We start from the raw sequence: 24,551 nt of genomic DNA on the forward strand, positions 1-24,551 counted from the left end.
GACGCCTGCCGTGGGTCCCGGCGCACCGGCCGAGCCGGGACAAGCGGGGACGCCCGCCCCGGCTGATAGCCAGCGGCCAGTGCGCCGCCCTCAGCCCAACGTCCGGTAGCGGCTGGTGTAGCGGATCAGCGGGCCGTCCGCCCCGCCCGTCACCGGGGGAAGAGCCAGCACCGAGGCGAGGTAGATCGTGTGGTCCCCGGCCACGACCCGCTGGCTCACCTCGCACTCCAACGCGGCAACCGCGGTGGTCAGCACGAGCGCGCCGGTGTGCTCCCCCCGCTGGTGCGGTTCAGCGGCCAGCAGCAGGCGCGCACTGGGGCGCCCCGCGGCAGCGAACCGGCCCGCAAGAGCTTTCTGCCGGGCGCTCAGCACATTCACCGCGAACCGGCCGCGGCGGTCGATCACCTCGGCCAGATAGCTGGTCGACGTGATGCTCACCATGACGAGCGGCGGCTCCACGGAGATCGACGCGAACGCGGTGATCGTGCTGCCGATGTCGTCCCGGCCGTCCGCCACCGTCACCACCGTCACCCCGGTGGCGAAATGGGCCAGCGCCTCGGTGAACTCCCCGGCACTGATCACCGGATCTCCCACGTGCCCGGCATCACCAGCGGCCCCGCCGCCGGCAGGCCCAGACGTGCCGACAGTTCCGCCAGCGGCCCCCACCCGCTCAACCGCAACTGTGCCTGAGCGGTCCGGTCCTCACTGGACTCCGCCGGAATCAGACGCTCGAGCGGACCCAGCTGGGGGAAGTGCCGCACCGGAGCGGACGGAGGCAGCCCACCCCGGTCCCGTGCGATGCGGATCGCGGTCTCCAATCCGCCGACCTCGTCCACCAGGCCCCGCTCGCACGCGTCCTGACCAGTCCAGATCCGGCCCTTGGCCACCTCGTGGACCTGGTCGCGGGTCATCTTCCGGCCCTCAGCGACCTTGCCCACGAAGTCGTCGTAGATGTGGTCGAGCATCGTGTTGACGCGCTCCCACTCGGACTCGCTGAACGGGCGGTTCGGGCTGAACATGCCCGCGTGGTTGCCACTGTCGATCCAGTCGCTGGTGACCCCGAGCTTGGCGAGCATGGTCGACAGCACGGCCTTGCCGACCACCACACCGATCGACCCGGTGATCGTCCCCGGCTGCGCGATGATGACGTCAGCACCCGCGGCAATGAAGTAGCCGCCCGACCCGGCGACGTCGCCCATCGACACCACGACCGGGGTACCCGCCTGGCTGGTCAGCACCACTTCGCGCCAGATCACATCGGACGCGGTGTAGGAGCCGCCCGGGCTGTTCACCCGGAACACTACGGCGCGGACGTTCGGGTCCTTGCGGGCCGCGCGGAACGCTGCGGCCACCGTGTCCGAACCCATGACTGCGCCCCCGCCCAGCGGTGAGCGGCGGCTCCGCCCAGTGACGATCTGCCCCACCCCGGAGATGAGGGCCACATATCCGCTGCGCTGCGCGACCGACACGCGGTCGGCCAGGGACCGGGTCCGCTGGTAGCGGGAGACGTACTGCAAGTGGGCGGGAGTGCCGTCGGCGGAGTAGCGGTCCAGCAGGTCGGAGTAGATCTCGTCCCGGTAGGCGACCTTGTCGACGAGGCCCGCTTCCACCGCCTCGGTGGCGAGGAACGGCCCCTGGTCGATGAGCTCGCGCACCCGCTCCTCGGACAAGTCACGGCCGCTGCTGATCCCCGCCACCAACTGCTCGGTGAGGGATTCCACGATGCGGCCGCTCGCCTCCCGGTGCGCGTCGGTGAAACCGCGCTCCGTGAACATGTTGAGCGCGGTCTTGTACTCGTGCCGGGCGCCGCCCTGGTAGTCGACACCGAGCTTCTCCAGGGCCTCGGCGAAGAACAGGTTCTCCACCCGCAGCCCGGTCAGCCCCACCGAACCGGAAGGCAGCAGCGCGATCTCGTCGAACGCGGTGGCCAGATAGTAGGGGAGCGAACCGGGGCCGAACTCTCCGAACGACTCGCTCCACGCCACCGTGTGCTTGCCTGCCCGGCGGAACATGGCTACGGCCTGGCGCAGCTCCTGCACCAGGGCCATGCCCAGCGACTGGGAGCCGATCTTGACGATCAAGGCTTTGACCCGGGGGTCGTGGGCCCCGCGCCGAATGCCTTCGACGATGTCGAACAGCCGTTGCCGCCGCATCGCCATGATCTGGCTGAGGGGGTCACCCGGCGGTTCGTCAATCATCCCCTCCGTCAGGTCCAATTCCAGGACCAGCGGGGCAGTGCGCCGACGCCGGATTGTGGTCAGAGGGTCGAACAGCTTTGCGGCATCCACCATGCCCCTCAGCCTAGACGAGCATTTCCCCTCAGGGATTCCCGCGCACAAAACGGAAATCCCGCCTGTCCGTTACCGGTCACCCGTGCATGGCGCGGACCAGGGAGCCTCGGGAGTCGTCGTTGTCCAGCGACCACAGGCTCAACCCGCCCAGCCCCAGGTCTTTGGCGTAGGCGGCTTTCATCCGGATGATTTCCGGGTCGTCGTAGCTCCAGAACTCGTTCCCGTCGTACAGCCACAGCGCCCCGTACTCCCGGTCGCGGAACCGCCGCCCGGGGCGGCGCGCCAAGGTCTTGTAGTCTTCGTCCCCCGGCTCCCAGGTGCCGGGGGCGACTTCCCGGGCTCGTTGGTAGAGGCCGTTGCGGCGGCCGCGGGGCACCCCGCGCCAGCCCCGACCGAAGCCGGGCACGCTGATCACCAGCTTCTCCGGGGGAACCCCCATTTCCAGGTAGGTAACTACGCCGACGTCCAGGCTGAGTTTGCGGGGCGAAGGGTCATCCGGGGGCGTGTACAACTGGGACGCGTGGTTCGTGGTCAGGTCCCAGTCGCCGTTGAAGTCGTAGCCCTGGACGATCCCGAAATCCAGGTAGTCGAAGAGCTCCGGTTCGATCCCTGCCGCGGCCCGCTCCGGGTCGGCGGGCAGGTAGGCGCTGATCTCCACGGGGCGGCCAGTCCGGGCCGTGAACGCGTCCAACTGGCGGCGGGTCTCGGCGACGAGCAGCGTGTAGTTGCGCCGGTCTTCTGCCCGGACCACGTTGTGCTCGTGGCCCGGGGACCCTGGCCACTCCCAGTCGAAGTCGACATAGTCGAAGATTCCCGCCGCCACCCCGGGGCCGCCCTGGGGCTCGCCCGGCAGGATGGGGAGATTGCCGTCGAAGTAGAGGGAGACCAGGGAAGAAGCGAACGCGGCCCGTGACGCGGGGGTGCGTGCGGCGTTGGAAAAGTAGCGGGAGGCGTTCCAGCCGCCGAAGGAGATCCCCACCTTGAGGTGCCGGTGCCGTTTCTTCAGTTTCCGGAGCTGGTTAAAGTTTCCGGCCAGGGGCTGTTCATAGGAATCGCCCCGGCCGTCTACGCTTTGCGCAGTGCTGAACCGACATTGGTAGTCCGCCCAGGCGTCCCCGGTCGCCTCGTCGGTCATGACACAGACGCCTTTCTCGTCCAGCTCGCCGAAAGCGTAGGTGAGGTGGGTGAGTTTGGCTGCCTGTCCGCTGGAGTGGACGTCACGGAGAAAGTAGTGACGGTCGTAGATACCCCATTGGGGAAAGTAGCCGATGATACGCACCGGGGGTCCTCTCGCATCTGGGCGGTCGGTGTCACAGAGTGTGGCGCAGAACGTCAGATTCGCCCGCTATCGTCGTTGAGGTCAAGCGTGTAGAGAAGGGAATCGCATGTCCGGCATCCCCAGCCGATCGCGGTTCGAAGCCCCTCGGAGACGTCTCCCCGTCCGCCTGATGGCGGCTTTGGCCGCCGGAGCCCTGGCAATGACGGGGTGCAGCGACGACTCCGACTCGGCCTCGTCGGAGCGTCCCCCCGTTCCCGAACCGGAGGCCACCTACGGCGGTGTCCTCGAAGCTGCCGAGGCGCCCGCACCCGCGGGGTTCACCCAGCTCAACATTGAGGGCGTCAAGATCAACGCGCCCCAGGGGTGGGAGGTCGACCAGGGGGAGGGAATGCTGTGCATGCGGCCCCCCGGTCAGGACACGTGCGGCTACGGCGCGGTCGAGGTACGGCCCAAAGCCGCCCAGCGGCACCCCGACAACTGGCCGAAACGAGACAGTTCCTTCCACAAGGACGACGGGTGGGCCGCGGATCCCACGACCTGCCGCAGCCTCACCACCGCCGAGGCAGGCAACGTCGGCATCAAAGAGTCCACGCTGCACCTGATCGGCGACGGGCTGACCACCCACGCCGACGGGCTGAAGTCGCACTACTCCACCTGGAAGGTGACGTGCGAGAACGACGACACCTTCGAGGTGCGGCTGTGGTTCCTCCCGGAAAGCGACGTCCTCGTCTACGTCTGGTCGGTGGACCAGCGCTACGACAGCCTCTACCTCACCATCGCCGAGTCGATGGACGTCACCGAGTACAAGCAGCGCATCAGAGAAGAAGAGGAACGGCGCAACAGAGACCGGGACCGGGACAACGACCGGGACCAGGACCAGGGTGACAACCAGGACGACGACTGACGGGCATGCCACCGCTGGAGGTCTCCGGGACGGGAGGCGGCGGGCAGCCCGGACGCGGACAAGGGACGCGCCCGGGGCTCACGTCCCGTCGAACACCAGCCAGGACACCCCCAGCGGCGGGTAGGTCACCAGAGCGGAAGCGGGCTGGCCCTGCCACGGCGTCTCCTCGGAGGCCTCGATGATCCCCGGCTGCGAGACGCCGCTGCCGCCGTAAAGCACGGCGTCCGTGTTGAGGATCTCCCGCCACCGGCCCGCATAGGGCAGGCCGACCCGGCGCTCCGGGTGCGGGCGGCCGCTGAAGTTCACGAGGCAGGCCAGGACCGACCCGTCGTCTCCCCACCGCAGAAACGACAGCGTGTTGCCGCTCGCGTCACCGCCGTCCAACCAGGTGAACCCCTCCGGGACCGTGTCTTGGCTCCACAGCGCCCGCGTGTTCCGGTACAGCCGGTTGAGGTCGGCGACGAGCCGGCGCATCCCGGCATGGTGGGGGTAGCGCAGCAGCCACCACTGCACCCCGGCGTCGTGCGACCACTCGTCGCCTTGGGCGATCTCGTTGCCCATGAACAGGAGCTGTTTGCCTGGGTGCGCCCACATGTAGGCCAGGAGCGCCCGCAGGTTCGCGCAGCGCTGCCACTCGTTCCCCGGCATCTTGTACAGCAGCGACCTCTTGCCGTGCACGACTTCGTCGTGGGAGAGCGGCAGCACATAGTTCTCGCTGTAGGCGTACACCATGGAGAAGGTGACTTCGTTGTGGTGGTACTGCCGGTGGACGGGGTCGTGCTGCAGGTAGGACAGGGTGTCGTGCATCCACCCCATGTTCCACTTGAACCCGAAGCCGAGCCCTCCCGTATCGGTGCTGCGGGTCACCCCGGGCCAGGCGGTGGATTCCTCGGCGATCATCGCGATTCCGGGGTTGCGGCGGTAGGCGGTGGCGTTGAGCTCCCGCAGGAAGTCGATGGCATCCAGGTTCTCCCGCCCGCCGTAGGCGTTGGGCTCCCACTGGCCGGACTCCCGGGAGTAGTCCAGGTAGAGCATGGAAGCCACCGCGTCCACGCGCAGCCCGTCGATGTGGAACTCTTCCAGCCAGAACAGTGCGTTGGCGACCAGAAAGTTGCGGACCTCGGTGCGGCCGTAGTTGAAGATCAGCGTGTCCCAGTCGGGGTGGATGCCGCGGCGCGGGTCCGGGTGCTCGTACAGGGCGGTGCCGTCGAAGCGGGATAGCGCCCAGTCGTCTTTCGGGAAGTGCGCGGGCACCCAGTCCAGGAACACCCCGATCCCCGCCTGGTGGAGGCGGTCGACCAGGTACCGGAAGTCGTCGGGGGAGCCGAACCGGGCGGTGGGCGCGTAATAGGAGGTGACCTGGTAGCCCCACGAGCCGCCGAACGGGTGCTCCGCGACCGGCAGGAATTCCACGTGCGTGAACCCCAGCTCGCGGACGTAGTCCACGAGCTGGTCGGCAAGCTCCCGGTAGGACAGGCCGGGCCGCCACGAACCGAGGTGCACCTCGTAGATGCTCATCGGCTTGCGGTGCAGGTCAGCGGCGGCGCGCTGCGTCAGCCACTCGTCGTCCTGCCAGGTGTAGCGGGAGGTGAACACCACGGACGCGGTCTCTGGCGGCGCCTGGGTGGCGAACGCCACCGGGTCGGCTTTCTCCCGCCACACTCCGTCGGCGCCGAGCACCTGGTACTTGTACCGGGTACCGTCGCCGACCCCGGGGATGAACAGCTCCCACACCCCGCAGGAGCCGAGCGAACGCATGGGGTGCCCAGTGCCGTCCCAGTGGTTGAAGTCCCCAATCACCCGTACCCCGCGGGCGTTGGGCGCCCACACGGTGAACGCGGTCCCTTCCGTGTCGCCCAGGACAGAAGGGAAGCGTTTGGTGTGCGCGCCGAGCACGCGCCACAGTTCTTCGTGCCGCCCTTCCTGGATGAGGTGGATGTCGAGCTCTCCGAGAGTGGGCAGGTGCCGGTAGGGGTCGTCCACGGTGAGCTCGGTGCCGTCGTCGTAGCGCACCACCAGCCGGTAGTCGGGGACTTCGGCACCCGGAACCACCCCGGCGAACACGCCTTTGTGCAGGTGGGGAAGTTCGACCCGGCTGCCGTTGGCGAGGAGCACGTGCACGGAGCGGGCGAGCGGGCGCAAGGCACGCACCCACACCCCTTCCGGGCCGGGATGCGCGCCGAGCAGGGCGTGCGGGTTGTGGTGGGTGCCAGCGACCAGGGCGTCGATTTCAGCGAGGAGTGCGTTGGTCATCGGATATCCGTACCGGTTGCAGGGTTGCGGGCAGGACAGGCCAGCGGGTTGGCGGACTGCAGGCCGGGCGGTCACCCGGTCAGCGCCGTGATCGAGTCCAGCGGAATACTGATCCAGTGCGGCCGGTGGCGGGCCTCGTACAGGACTTCGTAGACCGCCTTGTCGTATTCGAACGCGCGCAGCACCACCTGGTGCAGGTCCGGATCGATCCCGCCGCCGCGGGTGTATCCCGCGCAGAACGCTTCCCGGTTGCGCTGCGCCCACGCCCGTGCCGCGGTGACCAGGGCGGGGTTGTCGGTGCGGCCGACGAGCTGGTACCGGGCCGCGTAGTCGAAGGACCGCAGCATGCCGGCGACGTCCCGCAGCGGGCTGCTGAGCTTCTGCCGTTCGCTGACCGGCACCGCGGGTTCGCCTTCGAAGTCCAACAGCACCCATCCCGCGTCGGTGCGGACCACCTGGCCCAGGTGGTAGTCCCCGTGGATGCGTTGGACCGGCAGGTCGGTGCTGGTGTTGCCCAAGGCTTCGAACGCCGAGTACAGCGTCTCCGCGTACGGGGCAAGCTCCGGGACTTCGTCCACCGCGGTGTGCAGCCGCGCCATCATGGTGGCGGCCAGGTGGGCTTGGCCTTCCGGGCTGAGCACGCCCGTGGGCAGGACCCGGGCCAGGTCTCGGTGGACGGCAGCGGTCGCCGCCCCCAGCCGTTGGGCTTCCCCGGCGAAGTCGCCGCCCGCCTCGCTGGGCGCCAGCTCCGGGGAAGCGTAGAGGTCGCGCACGCTGGTGGCGGCCAGCACCCACCCGTCGGTGGCGCTGCGCAGATACGTCTGCAGCATCGCCAGCGTCGTCGGCACGGTGCGCCCGCTGGCCGGGTCGACCAGGTCGACGTCGATCCAGCCGTGCGGCCGCGCAATGTGCGGCGAGTCCACTGTGGCCAGCGCAGACGTCAACTCCAGGTCGGGGTTGGTCCCGGGCCACAGCCGCCGGAACATTTTCAGCACGTACTCTTCGCCGTAGACGAGGCTGGTGTTGGACTGCTCCCCGGTGATGACGAGGCTGCGCAGCCCGGTGCGCACCTCGGTTCCGGGGGCAGCGCGGAAACGCACCGCGCCGACGTCCCGGTTCTCCGCGATCCAGCTCAGCAGGTGCCCGGTCATGGCCGCGTCGTGCGCGGCGTCGTAGACGACCACGGGTGCCGGACTGTCCAGGTCGGCGGGGGCCGGGCAGGTGCCGATGACAGCGTGGACGAGTTCGTCCGGGACCGCTCCAACGGCTCTCATCCCGAGAAGTACCTGGTAGCGGTCGGTTCTGCTGCCTTGGACGACCTCGGCTACGAGCAGGCGCAGCCCGGGAAGGCCGGGCAGCAGGATGTGGTCGGAGTCGATTCGCAGCGTGTCGATAGCCGTCCCCTTGCCCGCGAACCAGCGCTGGGCGGGCAGCCACGTAGCCAGGAGCTCCTCGAGCTGAGTCATGACAGATCGATCCGTTTCTCCTCAGGACCGCTGGGTCGGGTCGGACGCGGGACGGTCTGCCGGAGCAGGAGGCTGCGGGGCTGCGGGGACGGTGGTGACGGGCTGGGCGAGCGGCTGCTCTTCGGCGACGGGCGGAAGCTGGAACCAGTAGAAGCCGTGCCCGGGGAGAGTCAGCAGGTAGGGCAGTTCCCCGATGGGCGGGAAGTGCACTCCCCCCGTGCATTCGATCGGGGTGATCCCTTCGAAGCGGCGGAGGTCCAGTTCCACCGGTTGGGGAAACCGGGACAGGTTGTTGACGCACAGCATCCGGTCGTCGCCGTATTCGCGCACGAACGCGAACACGCTGGGGTTGCTCGCGTGGAGTTCGGTGAAGTCCCCCGTCCCGAACACCGGGTGCTGCTTGCGGATCTGGATCATGTTGCGGGTCCAGTTCAGCAGCGAGTTCGGGTTGTTCTGCTGTGCTTCGACGTTGATCGCCTGGTACCCGTAGATCGGGTCCATGATCACCGGCAGGTAGAGGCGGCCCGGGTCGCAGCGGGAGAATCCGGCGTTGCGGTCCGGGGTCCACTGCATGGGGGTGCGCACGCTGTCGCGGTCCCCCAGCCAGATGTTGTCGCCCATCCCGATCTCGTCGCCGTAGTAGAGCACCGGGGAGCCGGGCAGCGACAGCAGCAGCGCGGTGAACAGTTTGATCTGGTTGAGGTCGTTTTCCAGGAGGGGTGCCAGCCGGCGGCGGATCCCCATGTTGGCGCGCATCCGCGGGTCTTTGGCGTATTCGGAGTACATGTAGTCCCGCTCTTCATCGCTGACCATCTCCAAGGTCAGCTCGTCGTGGTTGCGCAGGAAGATCGCCCACTGGCAGTTGCGCGGAATAGGCGGGGTCTGCGCGAGGATTTCCGAGATGGGGTAGCGCTGTTCGCGCCGGACCGCCATGAACATGCGCGGCATCAGCGGGAAGTGGAAGTTCATGTGGCATTCGTCGCCGCCGGATTCGTAGTCGCCGAAGTAGTCGACGACGTCGGCGGGCCACTGGTTGGCTTCGCTGAGCAGGACCCGGTCGGGGTAGAGCCGGTCGACTTCGGCGCGGATGCGTTTGAGGAACTCGTGGGTCTCCTTGAGGTTCTCGCAGTTCGTGCCTTCCCGCTCGTACAGGTAGGGCACGGCGTCCAAGCGGAAACCGTCGATGCCAAGGTCCAGCCAGAACCGCATCACTTCGAGGATGGCGTCCTGGACGTCCGGGTTCTCGAAGTTGAGGTCGGGCTGGTGGGAGAAGAAGCGGTGCCAGTAGTACTGTCCGCGCACTTCGTCGTAGGTCCAGTTGGACTGCTCGGTGTCGATGAAGATGATGCGCGCGTCGCTGTAGCGTTCCGTGGTGTCCGACCAGACGTAGAAGTTGCCGTACGGTCCGTCGGGGTCGTGCCGGGAGGCTTGGAACCACGGGTGCTGGTCGCTGGTGTGGTTCATGACCAGGTCGGTGATGACCCGGATGCCCCGCTGGTGGGCTTTTTCGACGAGTTCCACGAAGTCGGAGATCCGGCCGAACTCGGGCAGGATCTTCATGTAGTCGGAGACGTCGTAGCCGCCGTCGCGGAGCGGGGACTCGTAGATCGGCAGCAGCCAGAGGCAGTCGATGCCGAGCCACTGCAGGTAGTCCAGTTTTTCGATGAGGCCCCGCAAGTCGCCGGTGCCGTCCCCGTTGGAGTCGTAGAAGCCGCGGACGAGGACTTCGTAGAACACCGCGTGCTTGTACCAGTAGGGGTCGCGCGGCTTTGCGTGGGTGAACGTGTCGGGAACGGACCCGGTCGGCGTCGGGCGGGCACCAGGAGCCGGCTGTGTGGTCATCGACTTCTCCACCAGGGTTGGCTGTCCACTGTGTTCTCGCAGGACCCCGGGTGCGGGGCCGGGGTCTTAGGCCGGGGCGACGGTGAATATGTGAGCGGTCTGCACGTGCGGGTCGAGCCGGACGTAGTTGGCCTCTACCCAGTGATACGAGTGCCCCGACAACTGGTCTGTGACGGTGATGTGGTCGCCGGGGGCGAAGCCGAGCGCAGGCATGTCCAGCCACACTGTCGCCTCCCGTGTGTGGTGGGGGTCGAGGTTCGCGACGACCAGGATGGTGTCGTCAGCTCCGTGGTTGGCTCCGGCCAGCCGTTTGGAGTAGCAGATGATTTCCGGCTGGTCGGCGTAGTGGAACCGCAGGTTGCGCAGCTCTTGGAGCGCGGGATGGCTGCGCCGCAGGGAGTTGAGTTTGCGGATCAGCGGGGTGATGGTGATCCCGGCGGCCTCCGCTGCCTCCCAGTCGCGGGGCTTGTACTGGTACTTCTCCGAGTCGAGGTACTCTTCGCTGCCGGGTTTGAGCGCGCGGTTCTCGCACAGCTCGTACCCGGAGTACATGCCCCACGTGGGGGAGAGCGTGGCGGCGAGGATCGCCCGGACTTCGAAGGCCGGACGTCCCCCGTGCTGCAGGTAGGCGTGGAGGATGTCGGGCGTGTTGACGAAGAAGTTCGGGCGCATGTACGCGGCCGCTTCGCCGGTGAGCTCGGTGAGGTACTCCTCCAGCTCCTGCTTGGTGTTGCGCCAGGTGAAGTACGTGTAGGACTGGTGGAATCCGATCTTGGCGAGGGTGTGCATCATCGCGGGCCGGGTGAACGCTTCGGATAGGAAGATGACATCGGGGTCGGTTGCGGCGATGTCGGCCAGGAGCCGTTCCCAGAACGCCACCGGTTTGGTGTGCGGGTTGTCGACGCGGAAGATGCGCACCCCGTGGGACATCCAGTACCGCACGATGCGGCGCACTTCGGTGAAGATGCCCTCCGGGTCCTTGTCGAAGTTGATCGGGTAGATGTCCTGGTACTTCTTGGGCGGGTTCTCCGCATACGCGATCGACCCGTCGGCGCGGACCGTGAACCATTCGGGGTGTTCTTTGACCCACGGGTGGTCGGGCGACGCTTGGAGGGCCAGGTCCATGGCGATCTCCAAGCCGAGTTCGCGGGCGCGGGCCACGAAGGCGTCGAAGTCGTCGATGGTGCCCAGGTCCGGGTGGATCGCGTCGTGCCCGCCTTCGTGGGAGCCGATGGCCCACACGGATCCGGGGTCGCCCGGCTGGGCCACGGTCGAGTTGTTCCGTCCTTTGCGGAACGAGTAGCCGACCGGGTGGATGGGCGGAATGTAGACGACGTCGAACCCCATGTCGGCGATGGCGGGCAGCCGGCGGGCGGCGGTGGCGAAGGTCCCGGAGCGGGGTTCGCCGTCCTCGGTGTCGAGCACCGCGCCTTCGGACCGTGGGAAGAACTCGTACCAGGAGCCGAAGAGTGCGCGTCGGCGGCTCACCATGACGGGGAAGCGCTGCGACCGGGTGACGAGTTCCCGCAGTGGACGTTCAGCGAGCTCGTCGCGGACCAGGTCGGACAGGGCGAGGTCGAGGCGCTCGTGGGCGGAGCGGGACCCGTCGCGCATGGCTGCGGCGATCTCGGCGAGCGCGGGGCGTCGGGGCACCCGCCGGGCGGCGCGCTCGAGGAGACGCGCACCTTCTTCCAGCATCAGCTCGACGTCTTGGCCGGCAGGGATTTTGATGCGGGCGTCGTGGCACCAGGTCGCGTACGGGTCGCTCCACGCTTCGATAGCGAAGTGCCAGAGTCCTTCCGAGGTGACGGTGACCTCGGCTTCGTAGCGGTCCGTGCCCGGGGCGATCTCGCGGAGCGGGACGAGGGGCTGGCGCTGGCCTTCGGGAGTGTAGAGGACGACACCTGCGCCGAGCGCCTCATGCCCTTCACGGAACACGGTTGCGCGCACGGGAAAGGTCTCGCCGACGACGGCTTTGGCGGTGCCGATGTCGACGACCGGTGAGACGTCAAGGATGGGAAATCGTCCGATCACGGGTACACCATCGAAAGGTTGAGGTATGGGTGTTTTCTGTGGATTGGCATAGATGGTGAGGGACAACGGTGAATCGTGAATAGTGGAAGAGAGTAAAAATCTCTAAAAGGAGTATTTTGTGAGGAATCTGGATGAGTTGTCCCGATCGTTGCTGTCGGACTGAATTCCCCGTTCTCCGGCAGTCCGCAGCGAGGTATTTCTGTGAGGCTAGTCACAGGGCGATCGGGTGGACAAGAGGGACACTCGGAGGCGAGAGAAACAAAGACCAGGGAAGGGGCAAGAGGGGCACGGTGCTCGAAGTGCCCCACGCCACCTGCAGGTTTGGTGCAAACTAGGCGGGACAGTCGCGAGGAGATGAGAAACTCCTCGTCGCGGATACCAAGATCAGACTTGGAATTCTCGAAGGATTAAACCGCTTCTCCCAATGCGCCCCAATCCGCAGGGAAACCTTTGGCAAAAAATCCTTTTTCGGGGATTGGTTCACGGGGGAGGAAATGAAGACTACGCGTCTGCGGTGCAGCGGCGTGGAAGGCTCGCATACAGCCGTTCTGTTCGTTAGCCTCCCGATTCGTGAAGGCTATTCGTAGGTTTACCGTCCGTACCGTTCTGCCTGACGAGCTCGCTGCATTGTGCACCCTGGCCGCCAACCTGCGGTGGACGTGGCACGCCCCTACGCGCGCCGTATTCGCTGCGGTGGAGCCCCGCCTCTGGGAAGCCGTGGGCCGGGACCCCATCCGGCTGCTCGGAGAAGTCACCCCGGAACGGCTCCGGGGGCTCGCCGCCGACGCAGAGTTCCGCGCCCGGCTCGACGCAGCCGCCGCCGACCTCGACCGCTACCTCACCGCTCCGCTGTGGTACCAGCAGCTCACGGACAGCTCCGACACCCCGCCGCCGGCAGCGATCGCCTACTTCTCCGCCGAATACGGGCTCGACGCCACCCTGCCCCAGTACTCCGGCGGTCTGGGCATCCTCGCGGGAGACCACCTGAAAAGCGCCAGCGACCTGGGCATCCCCGTGATCGGCGTGGGACTGCTCTACCGGCACGGCTACTTCTCCCAGACCCTGTCGCCCGACGGATGGCAACTGGAGCGCTACCCCGAGATCGACCCGCACTGCCTGCCGATGACCCGCCTGGAGGACCGCGGCACCCCGGTGCGCATCACCGTCGACCTTCCCGAGAACCGCACGCTGACCGCGCACGTCTGGATCGTGCGGGTGGGCCGCGTGCCGCTGCTGCTGCTCGACACCTACCACGACGACAACGACCTCGACCTGCGCGGTGTCACCGACCGCCTCTACGGCGGCGGCACCGAGCAGCGGCTCCGCCAAGAACTGCTGCTCGGCATCGGCGGACTGCGCGCGGTCCGCGCCTACTGCCTGCGCACCGGGTATCCCGAGCCCGAGGTCTTCCACATGAACGAAGGGCACGCGGGATTCCTCGGCCTGGAACGGCTGCGCGAATACATCGAGACCGCAGGACTCGACTTCGACCAGGCGCTGGAAGCCACCCGGTCCGGAACCGTGTTCACCACCCACACCCCGGTGCCCGCCGGAATCGACCGGTTCCCCAAGGAACTCGTGGAACGCCACTTCAGCGGCCCGGTGGCGCTGCCCGGGCTCCCCGTGGAACGGGTGATGGCGCTCGGCGCCGAAACCTATCCGGGCGGCGACCCCAACGTGTTCAACATGGCTGTCATGGGTATGCGCCTCGCCCAGCGGGTCAACGGCGTCAGCGCCCTGCACGGCGCGGTCAGCCGGGAGATGTTCGGTGGACTGTGGCCGGGATTCGACGTCGACGAAGTGCCCATCACCTCCATCACCAACGGCGTGCACGCTGCGACCTGGATGGCAGAAGAAGCGTGGGACGCGGCACAGGCCATGGGCCTCGGCCTGGAAGAGCTCGAAACCCCCGCAGGCTGGCAGCGGCTGGTGGAACGGGACGCAGAAGAGCTCTGGCGGATGCGCCGCGCCCTGCGCGAACGGCTGATCATCGAGGCCCGCAAACGGCTCCGCGCCTCCTGGCGGCAGCGGGGGGCCACCGACGCGGAACTCGCCTGGATCGACGAGGCACTCGACCCGGAGGTGCTCACCGTCGGTTTCGCCCGCCGCGTGCCCTCCTACAAACGGCTCACCTTGATGCTGCGCGACCCGGAACGCCTCACCGCGCTCCTGCGCCACCCGGAACGCCCCATCCAGATCATCATCGCGGGCAAAGCCCACCCCGCTGATGAAGGCGGCAAACGGCTCATCCAGGAGATGGTGCGGTTCAGCGACGATCCTCGGGTGCGGGACCGCATCGTCTTCCTGCCCGACTACGACATGGCGCTGGCCGCGCTCCTCGTGCAGGGCTGCGACGTGTGGCTGAACAACCCGCTGCGTCCCCTGGAAGCGTGCGGCACCTCAGGCATGAAGTCCGCGCTCAACGGCGGACTCAACCTGTCGATCCGCGACGGCTGGTGGGACGAGTGGTTCGACGGCTCCAACGGGTGGGCGATCCCCACCGCGGACGGCGTCGACGACCCGGACCGGCGGGACGACATCGAAGCGGCAGCCCTCTACGAGCTGTTCGAGGAGCAGGTCGCCCCCTTGTTCTACGAGCGGGACGACCACGGACTGCCCCGGCGGTGGCTGGAGACGGTCAAGCACACCATGGTCTCCCTGGGACCGAAAGTGCAGGCCACCCGCATGGTCCGCGAATACGTCGACCAGCTCTACCAGCCAGCCGCGCTCGCCATGCGGCGGCTCGCCGCAGACAACTACCGCGGAGCCCGGGAGCTCGCCGCCTGGAAACAGCGGGTGCAGCACGCCTGGCCGGGGGTGCGCATCGAACACGTCGAAACATCGATGAACGGGGACACCCCGCAGGTCGGCGGGGAACTGGAGGTGCGCGCCACCCTGGTCCTGGGCGGGCTCGACCCGGACGACGTGTGCGTGGAGGTCGTCCTGGGACGCGTCAACGACGACGACGAACTGATCAACCCGACCACGACCGAACTCGCGCCGCTGCCCGCCTCGGACGTGGTCTACCCGCTGGTGCGCTTCGGCGGGACCGTCCCACTGGACCGCGCGGGCACGTGCGGGTACACGGTCCGCATCCGCCCACGGCACCGGCTCCTCACCCATCCCGCAGAAGCGGGGATGGCCGTGGTAGCCGAACCCACGATGGGTATCGGCACCCTCGTGCCGCACTGACCAGGACACCCGCACCGCAGCGGCAGGCCGGGTACGGCGACCCTGGTGCGGTACCCGGCGGTTGTCCCCGGGGCAGCGGCAGCCGCGGCCGCCGTCTCGGGGAGACCGCCTGGCGGCGGGCACCATCGCAGCCGAAAAAAGGGAAGGGAAGCGGCCGCAACCGGCCACCGCGGCCGGAGAAGAGCTGCGTCGACCCGTGGTACGGCGGGGAGCGGCGCACCCCGGATCCGGGGCGGGTTGACGCGCGCCGCCGTCCTGCGGCCATAATGAGGCCCGACAGCACAACCAAACGACAGGGGAGCGCCTCTAGCGCTGAGAGTGCGGCACAGCCGCAGACCCTTACTACCTGATCTGGGTAATGCCAGCGAAGGAAGTCGTGGGAACCGCCACCGGTGGCGTGGTCTCGCGCACCGGTGCTTCTGGTGCGTGTCATAGCGGCCGGTGTGCGCTCTTGGCCAAGAGCCCTCCGTGACTCCGCGAAGGGACGTGACCAATCATGAGCCCGGCCGAGCCGCAACCCGGCCAGGATCGTCAATCCCTCCTCCACTGGCGCACCGTGGACATCGTGGTGGCTGCCGTCATCGGTGTCGCCGTGGGGATCGTCTTCTGGGTGTGGAGTGTCCTGTGGAACGCCACCACGGGACTGTTCGCGTTCTTCCCTCCGGCCCAGGCCATTCTCTACGGCATGTGGATGGTCCCCGGTGTCCTCGGCGGACTCATCATCCGCAAACCCGGGGCCGCCGTGCTGACGTCGATCGCCGCCGCCTCCCTGGAGATGCTGCTGGGCACCGGGTGGGGCGTCTCGGTCCTCATCTCCGGCGCCCTGCAAGGACTGCTCAGTGAACTGGTCTTCCTCGCCTTCCGCTACCGCAGCTGGGGCATGGGGGTGGCAGTCCTCGCGGGAGTGGCCGGCGGGATCTCCCCCGCGATCCGGGACAACCTCACCTACCATGTCACCTGGCCCCTCAGCTACCAGGTCGTCTACGGGGTACTCGTCCTGATCAGCGCCGGCCTCATCGCCGGGGCGGGCTCGCGTGTGCTCACCACGCGCTTGGCCGCCGCCGGAGCGCTGTCCCCCTTCGCCTCGGCGCGGGGATAGGCCGATGGGTACCGGAAACCGCGACGGTCACGGCGCGCGGGTGGAACTGTCCGGCTGGGGCTGGCGGCACGCCGGCCGCGCCGACTACGCCCTGCGTGGCGTCGACCTGGTGATCGAACCAGGGGAACGCGTCCTGCTGCTGGGCGCTTCCGGGGCAGGGAAGAGCACCCTGCTGCACGCGCTGGCGGGACTCACCGGGCCCAACGGCGCCATCACCGGCGAAGAGGAAGGCCGGCTCCTCGTCGACGGGAAACCCGCGACGAGCCAGCGCGGCCGGATCGGCCTGGTGGCGCAGGACCCGGAGAGCCAGCTCGTCATGGCCCGCGCCGGGGACGACGTCGCGTTCGGCTTGGAGAACCTCGGCGTGCCCCGCGAACAGATCTGGGCACGGGTAGACGAAGCCCTCGCCCGGGTCGGCTTCCCCTATGGGCGCGCCCATCCCACCGCGGCCCTCTCCGGCGGGGAGAAGCAGCGCCTGGTGATCGCCGGGGTGCTCGCCATGCGCCCCCGGCTGCTGCTGCTCGACGAACCCACCGCCAACCTCGACCCGCCCGGGGCACGCCTGATCCGCGACGTGCTGGCCCGGCTGCTCGCCGACACCGGGGCCACCCTGGTACTCGTCGAACACCGGGTCGCCGACGTCGTCGACCTGGTTGACCGGGTCGTAGTCGTCGAACCGGGCGGGGGAGTCATCGCCGACGGTGCTCCCCGCACGGTGTTCGCCCGGCACGGGACTGCCCTGGCCGAGCGGGGCGTGTGGGTCCCCCACGCAGACCCCGTCCCCTGCACCACGCCGGCCCCGGGAGGCCCCGTCCTCATCGAAGCGGCGGACTGCACTCTGGGCACTCCGCGCACCCCGGGGCGAAGACGGCCGAAAACCGTCCTCAATGCGGTGGACGTCACCGTGGCTGCGGGGACCGCGACCGCGCTCACCGGAGCCAACGGCGCCGGAAAATCCACCCTGCTCACCGCGCTAGCGGGACTGGCGAAACCGCAGTCAGGACAGATCCGCCCTTGCGGGCCGCTCGCCGCAGCCGACCCGCGTCCGCTGGTGAAATGGCCGGCGCGGCAACTCGCCCGGCACGTCGGTACCGTGTTCCAGCACGCCGAAGACCAGTTCGTGACCGCCACCGTGCGCGACGAGCTCCGGTTCGCGCCGCTGCGCCTGGGCATGGGCGAGGCAGAGACCGCGGCCTGGGTGGACGAACTGCTGGAACGGCTGCGGTTGACCCACCTGGCCGACAAGCACCCCTACACCCTCTCCGGCGGGGAGAAACGGCGGCTGTCCGTGGCAACCGCGCTCAGCTCCGGCCCGGCCCACGCCCCCGACGTGCTGGTGCTCGACGAGCCCACGTTCGGCCAAGACACCCGCACCTGGGTGGAACTGGTGGAACTGCTGGATGCGCTGCGCGGCCAAGGCCGGGCGATCGTGCTCGCCACCCACGACACGCTGCTGCTGCGCCACCTCGCCGACGTGGAACTGCGGGTGGCGGACGGCTCGGTCACGGAGACAGCGCGCACCGGGATGGAGGAGAGCCGGTGAACCTCACCTCTGCCCCTGCGGGCCGCGCCGCACCCGGCAACGGACAGCCGGGCGTCCGGTCCTGGCTGCTCGGCATCAACCCGGCCGCCAAACTGATCGCGGCCTGTGTCATCTCCTTCGGCCTCATCCCCGCCGTGGACCCGGTCACCGGCGGGATCGTCCTCGCCGTCACAGCCCTGCTGCTGCCGTTCAGCGGGATCAACCGGGCCACCCTGCTGGTGCTCAGCGTCCCGTTCTGCCTCATGGGGCTCTCCACATGGGTGGTCAACCTGCTCTACGGCGAAGAAGGCCTGTGGGGGGCGTCCGGCGCGGCAGTGCGCATCCTCGCGATCGCCCTGCCGGGGATGCTGGCCGCGGTCAGCAGCGACGCCACTGACCTTGCGGACGCGCTCGTGCAGCGCCTCAAAGTCCCGGAGCGGCCCGCGATGGGGGTGCTTGCCGCGCTCCGGCTGGTCCCGCTGCTGGCCGACCAGTGGCGTACCGTCACCCTCGCCCGGAGGGCCCGCGGCCTGGAAGCCGGGCGCAACCCGCTGGCTGCGCTCTCCATCTTCTTCGGGAAGCTGTTCGCGCTGCTGGTCCGTGCGGTGCGCACCGGCACGCTGCTGGCGACAGCAATGGACGCCCGCGCGTTCGGCACGGGGCCGCGGTCGCACGCCCGGGTCAGCCGGTGGCGTCTCGCTGACACGGTGCTCGTCGCGGCCAGTCTGCTGCTGCTTGCCGCCGCCTACACGGTCTCCGCCCAGCTCGGCACGCTGCGGCTGCTGTTCACCTGATACAGGCAAGGATGCCCTGGGGTCACCGACCAGGGCATCCTCCTGTGCCGTGCATTCTGCCCGGGGCCTGCCCGCGGGAGGAGGCCGCCGTGCCCCAGATGGTCTTTTTTGGGGCACCTCAGGGCGAGCGTTGACGTTCCCGCTGAGAAGCGCCCGGATGGGAAGCGGCAAGGGCGGGGCGCTGCCCAAGCCGGGCACGGCGGAGTGATAGGGAGAGGGACAGACAACAGTCCACATCGGGAAGTGGAGAGGGAGAACCCATGGGGGAGTTTGTTCGGGTCGAAACGGATGCGGACCATCCAGCCGTCGCCGTCATCCGGCTGGACCGGCCGAAGATGAACGCGCTCAACACCCAAGTTCAGCGGGAACTCGCGGAAGCCGCCGCCCAGGTCAGCGAAGACTCGGCGGTCGCCGCCGCCGTCATCTACGGGGGAGAGCGCGTGTTCGCCGCCGGAGCCGACATCAAGGAGATGGCGGACATGGACTACGCGGCAATGGCCGCGCACTCCCGCACCCTTCAGGACTGCTTCACCGCGGTGGCCCGCATCCCCAAGCCCGTGATCGCCGCCATCACCGGGTACGCCCTGGGCGGCGGATGCGAGCTCGCGCTGTGCGCCGACTTCCGGGTCGCCGCGGACAACGCCAAACTCGGCCAGCCTGAGATCCAGCTCGGCATTATTCCTGGCGCGGGCGGCACCCAGCGGCTGCCGCGCCTCATCGGCCCGGCGAAGGCCAAGGACCTGATCTTCACCGGCCGGCACGTGGATGCAGCGGAGGCCTTGGAGATCGGTCTCGTGGACAAGGTGGTGCCCGCCGAAGAGGTGTACGCGACAGCGGTGGCCATGGCAGCCCGCTACGCGAACGGTCCGGCGCTCGCGCTGCGCGCCGCCAAACAGGCCATTGACGCCGGGCTCGAAGTCGACCTGGACACCGGGCTGGAGATCGAACGGCTGCAGTTCTCCGCGCTTTTCGCTACGGAAGACCAGAAGACCGGGATGCGGAGCTTCATGGAGCACGGTCCCGGCAAGGCCACGTTCTCTGGGAGGTAGGCCACTGATGTGGCAACTGACCGAGTATCCCGCCGCGGAGCGGACCGACCTGCTCGCCGCCCCGGTTGCCGCCGCGGTGACCGAGTGGAAGCACGACACCCCGGTGGACCGGCTCCGGGTCGCCGCTATCGACCCGGAACTGGCTGACACCGCGAACTTCTGCGCGGCCTACGGGGTGCCGCTGGACGCGTCGGCCAACTGCGTCATCGTCGCGGCCCGGCGCGGCGGGGAGACCCGGTTGGCGGCCTGTGTGGTCCTTGCCACGACCCGCGCCGACATCAACGGGGTGGTCCGCCGCCACTTGGGGGCGCGCAAAGCGAGTTTCGCCCCCCAAGAGGAGGCGGTGCAGCAGACCGGGATGGAGTACGGCGGGATCACCCCGGTGGGACTGCCCCCGGAGTGGCCGATCCTCATCGACTCCGCCGTGGTCGCCCAGCCCGAGGTTGTGGTGGGCAGCGGGCTGCGCCGCTCTAAGCTCATCCTTCCGGGAGCGGCCCTCGCCGAACTGCCGGGCGCGGAAGTCCTCGACGGTCTCGCCCGACCGGCGTGACAGGGAGGCGGGATCCTCCCGCCTCCCTGTCACTCAGAATAAGAATCCTTCTACTGTGCGTACTGTGTGCAGGCTAGAAGCGGGGGACGGCAGCATGGTGGTTCAACCGTAACCTTGACCGGAACCTCACTTCGACTTTTTCCGTCATACTCATTGAGTCGCTTCACCAAAGACGTGGGGTCAGCACGAACGCCCCGTTTGCGGCCGTGCGTGATCCGACTAGCGTGAGAAAACTGCGGTGGTACCGCTCTCCGTCAGTCTGGTGTCACCGAGAAGCTGTGTCGTCGGGCCTGTGCGGTCACGGCTCCGAAGCGGTCGGGTCAACACCGCACAGTCCGGTGGATCCCGGCCGAATAGGCTGCACCAAACGGTGTTCGAGGGGATGAGATCACTATGGCAATGGCGGCAGGTTTCCCCGATGGTGAGGAGCTGCCGGAGTACATCGGCCCGTACAAGATCCGCCGGCGCATCGGCCAAGGCGGTATGGGCGTTGTGTATCAAGCCGTAGACCCTCAGGACCGTCTGGTCGCGGTCAAGGTGCTGCGTGCAGAGGTGGCGGGGGATGATATCGCCCGTGCCCGGCTGGCCCGCGAGGTCATGACCATGCGGCGGGTACGCAGCCGCAACGTGGCCGAGGTCATCGACGCCGACACCACCGCGCCGCTGCCCTGGGTCGTCACCGAGTACATTCCGGGCCCCACGCTGGACTCCACGGTGACCAACCACGGCCCGCTGCGCGGACGGGCCCTCACCCGTGTCGTCACCGGGTTAGCGCGCGCCCTGCGGGACATCCACGCGGCCGAGATCATCCACCGCGACCTCAAGCCCGGCAACGTGATCATCTGCAACGGCGAGCCGATCATCATCGACTTCGGTATCGCGTACGCGGTGGACGGCTCCAAACTCACCCAGACCGGCACGTTCGTCGGCACGCCCAGCTACCTGTCCCCCGAGGTGATCGAAGGCTCGGACCTGAGCCCGGCCACGGACATCCACGCCTGGGGTGCGACGGTCGCGTTCGCCGCCACCGGCAACCCGCCGTACGGCGCGGGCGCGTTCGAAGTGATCTTCTTCCGCATCCTCAACGGAGAGATCAACCTCGACGGGGTTCCGGAGCCGCTGCGCCCGATCGTTCAGGACGCGGTCCAGCGCGACCCGCGGAAGCGTCCCACCGCTGAAGAGCTGGTGGCCCGGACCGAGCAGCTCAACCTCGACTTGCCGTGGATGGAGGACGAGTACCGCTCGTCGGGGATGACGGGCCTGCACACGGTCTCCGCTGACCTGCCGACGAGCACCCCCCAGCCTGCCCCGCCGGAGCCCGAAGAGAACCAGGCCACTGCGGTAGCGGAGGCTGCCGCCCCGGACCGCACCATGGTCGCCCCCGAAGGCTTCGGTGACGACGAGGAGGAGCAGCAGGACAGCGGGCGCCGCTACGACCACTACTACGACGCCACGCTGCGCCCCGAAGAGTTCCGCGACATCCTGACCCCCGTCGACTACGAAGGGCGGAATCGGGACTCTGCCGACTACGACGACGAGCCGCCCAGTCTGCTGGAGCGGTTCCGTGCCTACCGCAGGGGCGAGGACCGGCTCTCCGACTACTTCTCGGACGACGAGGACGACTACTACGACGAGTACGAGGCAAAGCGCCTGCCGTGGGTGATGGTGGTCCCGGTGGCGTTGGGGATCGTCGGGCTCACGCTCATGATGCCGACGATCGGTCTCATCCTGGGGACTCTCGCTGTCACCGTGCTCGGCGGTCTCGACCTAGCCCGCCGCGAGCATGCCCGCCGACTGCACGAACGCGGGCCGCGCAGCTCCGACAACGTGGTGATCGCGTTGAGCATGCCGTGGGCGCTGCTCCGCACGCTGGGCCACGCCGCGCTCTACGGCCTTGGCTACTTGCTGGCCGGAATCGTGGTGGGTATCGCGATCGGAATGGTCAGCGGCAATAGTTCCGCCAACGTCGTGGGCTCGTGGGCACTCGGCGTCGTGGTGTTGATGAATTTCTTGTTCGGCCCGCATGCCCGGGGTGCGCAGCGCCAGTCGCGGTGGCTGGTCAGCAAGATCACGATCCGCAACCCTTACGTCTACTGGGGCACCATCATCGCGATCAGCCTGCTCGCCCTGTTCCTGGTGGTATTTGGTGTCCAGTTGGTGCCAGCATGGGACCCCATTCCCGGACCTTCGGAGTGGTTTGGCTCCTGACCTGGTCATAGCCTTCCCAATAAGGGTGCCTGTTCGCGGTCGCGCCTCATGCTACTAGCCAGTAACATTTGGTGGGGAGACAAGAACACCACACGCCGCGGCAGCGGTCGGTGCTAACACCGACCCGGCTCCGAATTCTGTTCGGCTGTTTGGCACTCTTGGGGAGAAACCACGGACGCGCCCGCGTCCCGACCGTTCACCAGAACGGTGCAGACAAGGGCAGGGAGGTCGACCACCGACATGAATATTGTCGTCTTGGTCAAGCAGGTCCCGGATACCGAGACCGAACGCAAGCTCGACCCCGCGGACAGCACGGTAGACCGTGCTGCCTCCGACGGTGTGATCAACGAGCTCGACGAGTACGCCATCGAGGAGGCGCTCCGGCTCAAGGAGAAGCACGGCGGCGAGGTCACCATCCTCACCGTCGGCCCGGAGCAGGCCACCGACTCGATCCGCAAGGCGCTCTCCATGGGAGCGGACAAGGCGGTCCACGTCTGCGACGACGCCCTGGCCGGCTCTGACGCGCTGCAGACCGCCTACGCGATCGCGCAGACCCTGGGCACCCTCGAATACGACCTGGTCATCCTGGGCTCGGAGTCCACCGACGCCCGAACCGGTGTGGTGGGTGCCGCCCTGGCCGAGTACCTCGGCCTGCCGCAGCTCACCCTCGCGAACAAGGTCGACGTCGACGGCACGTCGGTGAAGATCCAGCGTCAGACCGACGACGGCTACCAGGTGGTCGAGGCCACCCTTCCGGCCGTCATCTCGGTGGTCGAGAAGATCAACGAGCCGCGCTACCCGTCGTTCAAGCTGATCATGGCCGCCAAGAAGAAGCCGGTCACCAAGCTCAGCATTGCCGAGGCGGGGATCGACGCGGACAAGGTCGGCCTGGCCAACGCCACCACTCAGGTTGTCGACTTCGCACCGGCTCCGCCGCGTACCGCGGGCACTGTCGTCAAGGACGAAGGCAACGGCGGCGTCCTGATCGCCGACTTCTTGGCCAGCAAGAAGTTCGTGTAGCGGCGAGACGAGAGAGGGGAAGAGAACATGGCTGAGGTCCTCGTCCTCGTCGACCACGTCGACGGGCAGGTCAAGAAGGTCACTCTGGAGCTGCTGACCGCGGCTCGCCGGATCGGGGAGCCCGCGGCGGTGGTCGTGGGAGAGCCCACCGACGAGCTGAAGGCGAAGCTCGGCGAGTACGGCGCGGAGAAGATCTACACGGCTCCCGCTGAGCTCGACGACTACGTGGTGGCGCCCAAGGCCGAGCTGCTGGCCAAGCTCGCCAACGACAAGTCCGCTGCCGCCGTCCTGGTCTCGGCTACGCCGGAGAACAAGGAGATCGCCGGCCGCACCGCGGTCAAGCTGGGCTCCGGTGTCCTCACCGACGTGGTGGACATCAACTCCGAGCTGGTGGCTGAGCACTCCATCTTCGGTGGCTCCATCATCACCCACGCGAAGGTCACCAAGGGCGTTCCCGTGGTCGCCGTGCGACCCAACGCCATCCCGGCCGAGCCGTCGGCTGGTGCCGCCGCGGTGGAAGCCGTCGAGATCGAGCTGTCCGACGCCGCCAAGGCCGCCCGGATCACCGACCGGGTCAAGCAAGAGAAGGGTGCCCGCCCCGAGCTCACCGAGGCCGCGATCGTAGTCTCCGGCGGCCGCGGTGTGGGTGAGGACTTCTCCGTGGTGGAGAACCTCGCGGACGCGCTCGGCGCCGCCGTAGGTGCCTCCCGGGCCGCGGTTGACGCCGGGTGGTACCCGCACGCCTTCCAGGTCGGCCAGACCGGTAAGACCGTCTCGCCCAACCTGTACATCGCTCTGGGCATCTCCGGCGCGATCCAGCACCGGGCTGGTATGCAGACCTCCAAGACGATCGTCGCGGTCAACAAGGACCCCGAGGCTCCGATCTTGGAGATCTCCGACTTCGCGGTCATCGGTGACCTGCACAAGGTCGCCCCGCAGTTGACCGAGGAGATCAACAAGCGCAAGTAAGCGCACCGCACTGATTGCGGTGGCCCCTACCGGAGTTCCGGTGGGGGCCACGCTGCTGGAGCGGGCAGTCGAGGCGGGT

The 24,551-nt window shown here is 68.1% G+C and carries 17 protein-coding genes and 1 riboswitch; of the genes, 10 read left to right on the top strand and 7 right to left on the bottom strand.

From position 1 onward, the window contains the following. Window positions 1-90: 90 nt before the first annotated feature. The 3 genes from TF1_RS06825 to TF1_RS06835 all read right to left on the bottom strand — a co-directional run bounded on the left by TF1_RS06825 (window position 91) and on the right by TF1_RS06835 (window position 3,570). Window positions 91-582: a flavin reductase family protein gene (locus TF1_RS06825; protein WP_016188253.1), complete on the bottom strand. Its 492-nt coding sequence runs from the start codon at window positions 580-582 to the stop codon at window positions 91-93. Next, complete coding sequence (gene sppA, locus TF1_RS06830) at window positions 579-2,291, bottom strand: signal peptide peptidase SppA (protein WP_061783754.1); 1,713 nt, start codon at window positions 2,289-2,291, stop codon at window positions 579-581. The genes TF1_RS06825 and sppA overlap by 4 nt, the downstream gene beginning before the upstream one ends. Before the next feature lie 76 nt (window positions 2,292-2,367). Next, window positions 2,368-3,570 (bottom strand): glycoside hydrolase family 18 protein, encoded by a 1,203-nt coding sequence (locus TF1_RS06835; RefSeq protein WP_011291027.1) that lies wholly within the window; start codon window positions 3,568-3,570, stop codon window positions 2,368-2,370. A gap of 106 nt (window positions 3,571-3,676) precedes the next feature. Between TF1_RS06835 and TF1_RS06840 the strand changes: the two genes are divergently transcribed. After that, window positions 3,677-4,474: a hypothetical protein gene (locus tag TF1_RS06840; protein WP_011291028.1), complete on the top strand. Its 798-nt coding sequence runs from the start codon at window positions 3,677-3,679 to the stop codon at window positions 4,472-4,474. Window positions 4,475-4,552: 78 nt separating this feature from the next. Here the strand turns inward: TF1_RS06840 and glgB are convergent, their stop codons facing one another. The 4 genes from glgB to TF1_RS06860 form a co-directional block, all read right to left on the bottom strand. Beyond that, window positions 4,553-6,727 carry a 1,4-alpha-glucan branching protein GlgB gene (gene glgB, locus TF1_RS06845; protein ID WP_041427663.1) on the bottom strand — a complete coding sequence of 725 codons (2,175 nt, stop codon included), beginning with the start codon at window positions 6,725-6,727 and terminating at the stop codon, window positions 4,553-4,555. A gap of 71 nt (window positions 6,728-6,798) precedes the next feature. Continuing rightward, complete coding sequence (locus TF1_RS06850; protein WP_041427665.1) at window positions 6,799-8,193, bottom strand: maltokinase N-terminal cap-like domain-containing protein; 1,395 nt, start codon at window positions 8,191-8,193, stop codon at window positions 6,799-6,801. Between the two features lie 21 nt (window positions 8,194-8,214). Then, complete coding sequence (treS, locus tag TF1_RS06855; RefSeq protein ID WP_011291031.1) at window positions 8,215-10,035, bottom strand: maltose alpha-D-glucosyltransferase; 1,821 nt, start codon at window positions 10,033-10,035, stop codon at window positions 8,215-8,217. Window positions 10,036-10,101: 66 nt separating this feature from the next. Further along, complete coding sequence (locus tag TF1_RS06860) at window positions 10,102-12,069, bottom strand: alpha-1,4-glucan--maltose-1-phosphate maltosyltransferase (RefSeq protein ID WP_011291032.1); 1,968 nt, start codon at window positions 12,067-12,069, stop codon at window positions 10,102-10,104. Between the two features lie 570 nt (window positions 12,070-12,639). Here TF1_RS06860 and glgP point away from each other — a divergent pair. From glgP to TF1_RS06905, 9 genes are all read left to right on the top strand, one after another. Continuing rightward, window positions 12,640-15,261 (top strand): alpha-glucan family phosphorylase, encoded by a 2,622-nt coding sequence (gene glgP / locus TF1_RS06865; protein WP_061783755.1) that lies wholly within the window; start codon window positions 12,640-12,642, stop codon window positions 15,259-15,261. A 284-nt stretch (window positions 15,262-15,545) separates the two neighbouring features. Continuing rightward, window positions 15,546-15,651: riboswitch (TPP riboswitch) on the top strand. 106 nt (window positions 15,652-15,757) lie between these two features. Then, the gene (locus tag TF1_RS06870; RefSeq protein WP_011291034.1) at window positions 15,758-16,360 is read left to right on the top strand and encodes an ECF transporter S component; all 603 of its coding nucleotides are present in this window, start codon (window positions 15,758-15,760) and stop codon (window positions 16,358-16,360) included. Between the two features lie 4 nt (window positions 16,361-16,364). Further along, a complete protein-coding gene (locus TF1_RS06875; RefSeq protein WP_016188259.1) occupies window positions 16,365-17,903 on the top strand; it encodes an ABC transporter ATP-binding protein in 1,539 nt (512 codons plus the stop codon). Then, a complete protein-coding gene (locus TF1_RS06880) occupies window positions 17,900-18,676 on the top strand; it encodes an energy-coupling factor transporter transmembrane component T family protein (RefSeq protein ID WP_011291036.1) in 777 nt (258 codons plus the stop codon). The genes TF1_RS06875 and TF1_RS06880 overlap by 4 nt, the downstream gene beginning before the upstream one ends. Before the next feature lie 260 nt (window positions 18,677-18,936). Then, on the top strand, window positions 18,937-19,725 hold the full coding sequence (locus tag TF1_RS06885; RefSeq protein WP_011291037.1) for an enoyl-CoA hydratase/isomerase family protein: 789 nt from the start codon (window positions 18,937-18,939) through the stop codon (window positions 19,723-19,725). Between the two features lie 7 nt (window positions 19,726-19,732). Then, window positions 19,733-20,275, top strand: a complete 543-nt coding sequence (locus TF1_RS06890; RefSeq protein ID WP_011291038.1) for a YbaK/EbsC family protein — start codon at window positions 19,733-19,735, stop codon at window positions 20,273-20,275. A gap of 393 nt (window positions 20,276-20,668) precedes the next feature. Next, on the top strand, window positions 20,669-22,483 hold the full coding sequence (locus tag TF1_RS06895) for a serine/threonine-protein kinase (protein WP_061783756.1): 1,815 nt from the start codon (window positions 20,669-20,671) through the stop codon (window positions 22,481-22,483). Between the two features lie 240 nt (window positions 22,484-22,723). Beyond that, entirely contained in the window at window positions 22,724-23,503 is a 780-nt protein-coding gene (locus TF1_RS06900) for an electron transfer flavoprotein subunit beta/FixA family protein (protein ID WP_011291040.1), read from the top strand. 27 nt (window positions 23,504-23,530) lie between these two features. Beyond that, a complete protein-coding gene (locus tag TF1_RS06905; RefSeq protein WP_011291041.1) occupies window positions 23,531-24,472 on the top strand; it encodes an electron transfer flavoprotein subunit alpha/FixB family protein in 942 nt (313 codons plus the stop codon). The last annotated feature ends 79 nt before the right edge of the window (window positions 24,473-24,551 follow it).

It is taken from the genome of Thermobifida fusca NBRC 14071 = JCM 3263 (assembly GCF_001592045.1).
Lineage (GTDB): Bacteria > Actinomycetota > Actinomycetes > Streptosporangiales > Streptosporangiaceae > Thermobifida > Thermobifida fusca.

Bases quoted from the DNA above. Each gene is read 5' to 3' on its own strand.
- sppA (WP_061783754.1), bottom strand. From the start codon at position 2,291: ATGGTGGATGCCGCAAAGCTGTTCGACCCTCTGACCACAATCCGGCGT.
- TF1_RS06840 (WP_011291028.1), top strand. From the start codon at position 3,677: ATGTCCGGCATCCCCAGCCGATCGCGGTTCGAAGCCCCTCGGAGACGT.
- glgB (WP_041427663.1), bottom strand. From the start codon at position 6,727: ATGACCAACGCACTCCTCGCTGAAATCGACGCCCTGGTCGCTGGCACC.
- TF1_RS06850 (WP_041427665.1), bottom strand. From the start codon at position 8,193: ATGACTCAGCTCGAGGAGCTCCTGGCTACGTGGCTGCCCGCCCAGCGC.
- treS (WP_011291031.1), bottom strand. From the start codon at position 10,035: ATGACCACACAGCCGGCTCCTGGTGCCCGCCCGACGCCGACCGGGTCC.
- TF1_RS06870 (WP_011291034.1), top strand. From the start codon at position 15,758: ATGAGCCCGGCCGAGCCGCAACCCGGCCAGGATCGTCAATCCCTCCTC.
- TF1_RS06875 (WP_016188259.1), top strand. From the start codon at position 16,365: ATGGGTACCGGAAACCGCGACGGTCACGGCGCGCGGGTGGAACTGTCC.
- TF1_RS06885 (WP_011291037.1), top strand. From the start codon at position 18,937: ATGGGGGAGTTTGTTCGGGTCGAAACGGATGCGGACCATCCAGCCGTC.
- TF1_RS06890 (WP_011291038.1), top strand. From the start codon at position 19,733: ATGTGGCAACTGACCGAGTATCCCGCCGCGGAGCGGACCGACCTGCTC.
- TF1_RS06895 (WP_061783756.1), top strand. From the start codon at position 20,669: ATGGCAATGGCGGCAGGTTTCCCCGATGGTGAGGAGCTGCCGGAGTAC.
- TF1_RS06900 (WP_011291040.1), top strand. From the start codon at position 22,724: ATGAATATTGTCGTCTTGGTCAAGCAGGTCCCGGATACCGAGACCGAA.
- TF1_RS06905 (WP_011291041.1), top strand. From the start codon at position 23,531: ATGGCTGAGGTCCTCGTCCTCGTCGACCACGTCGACGGGCAGGTCAAG.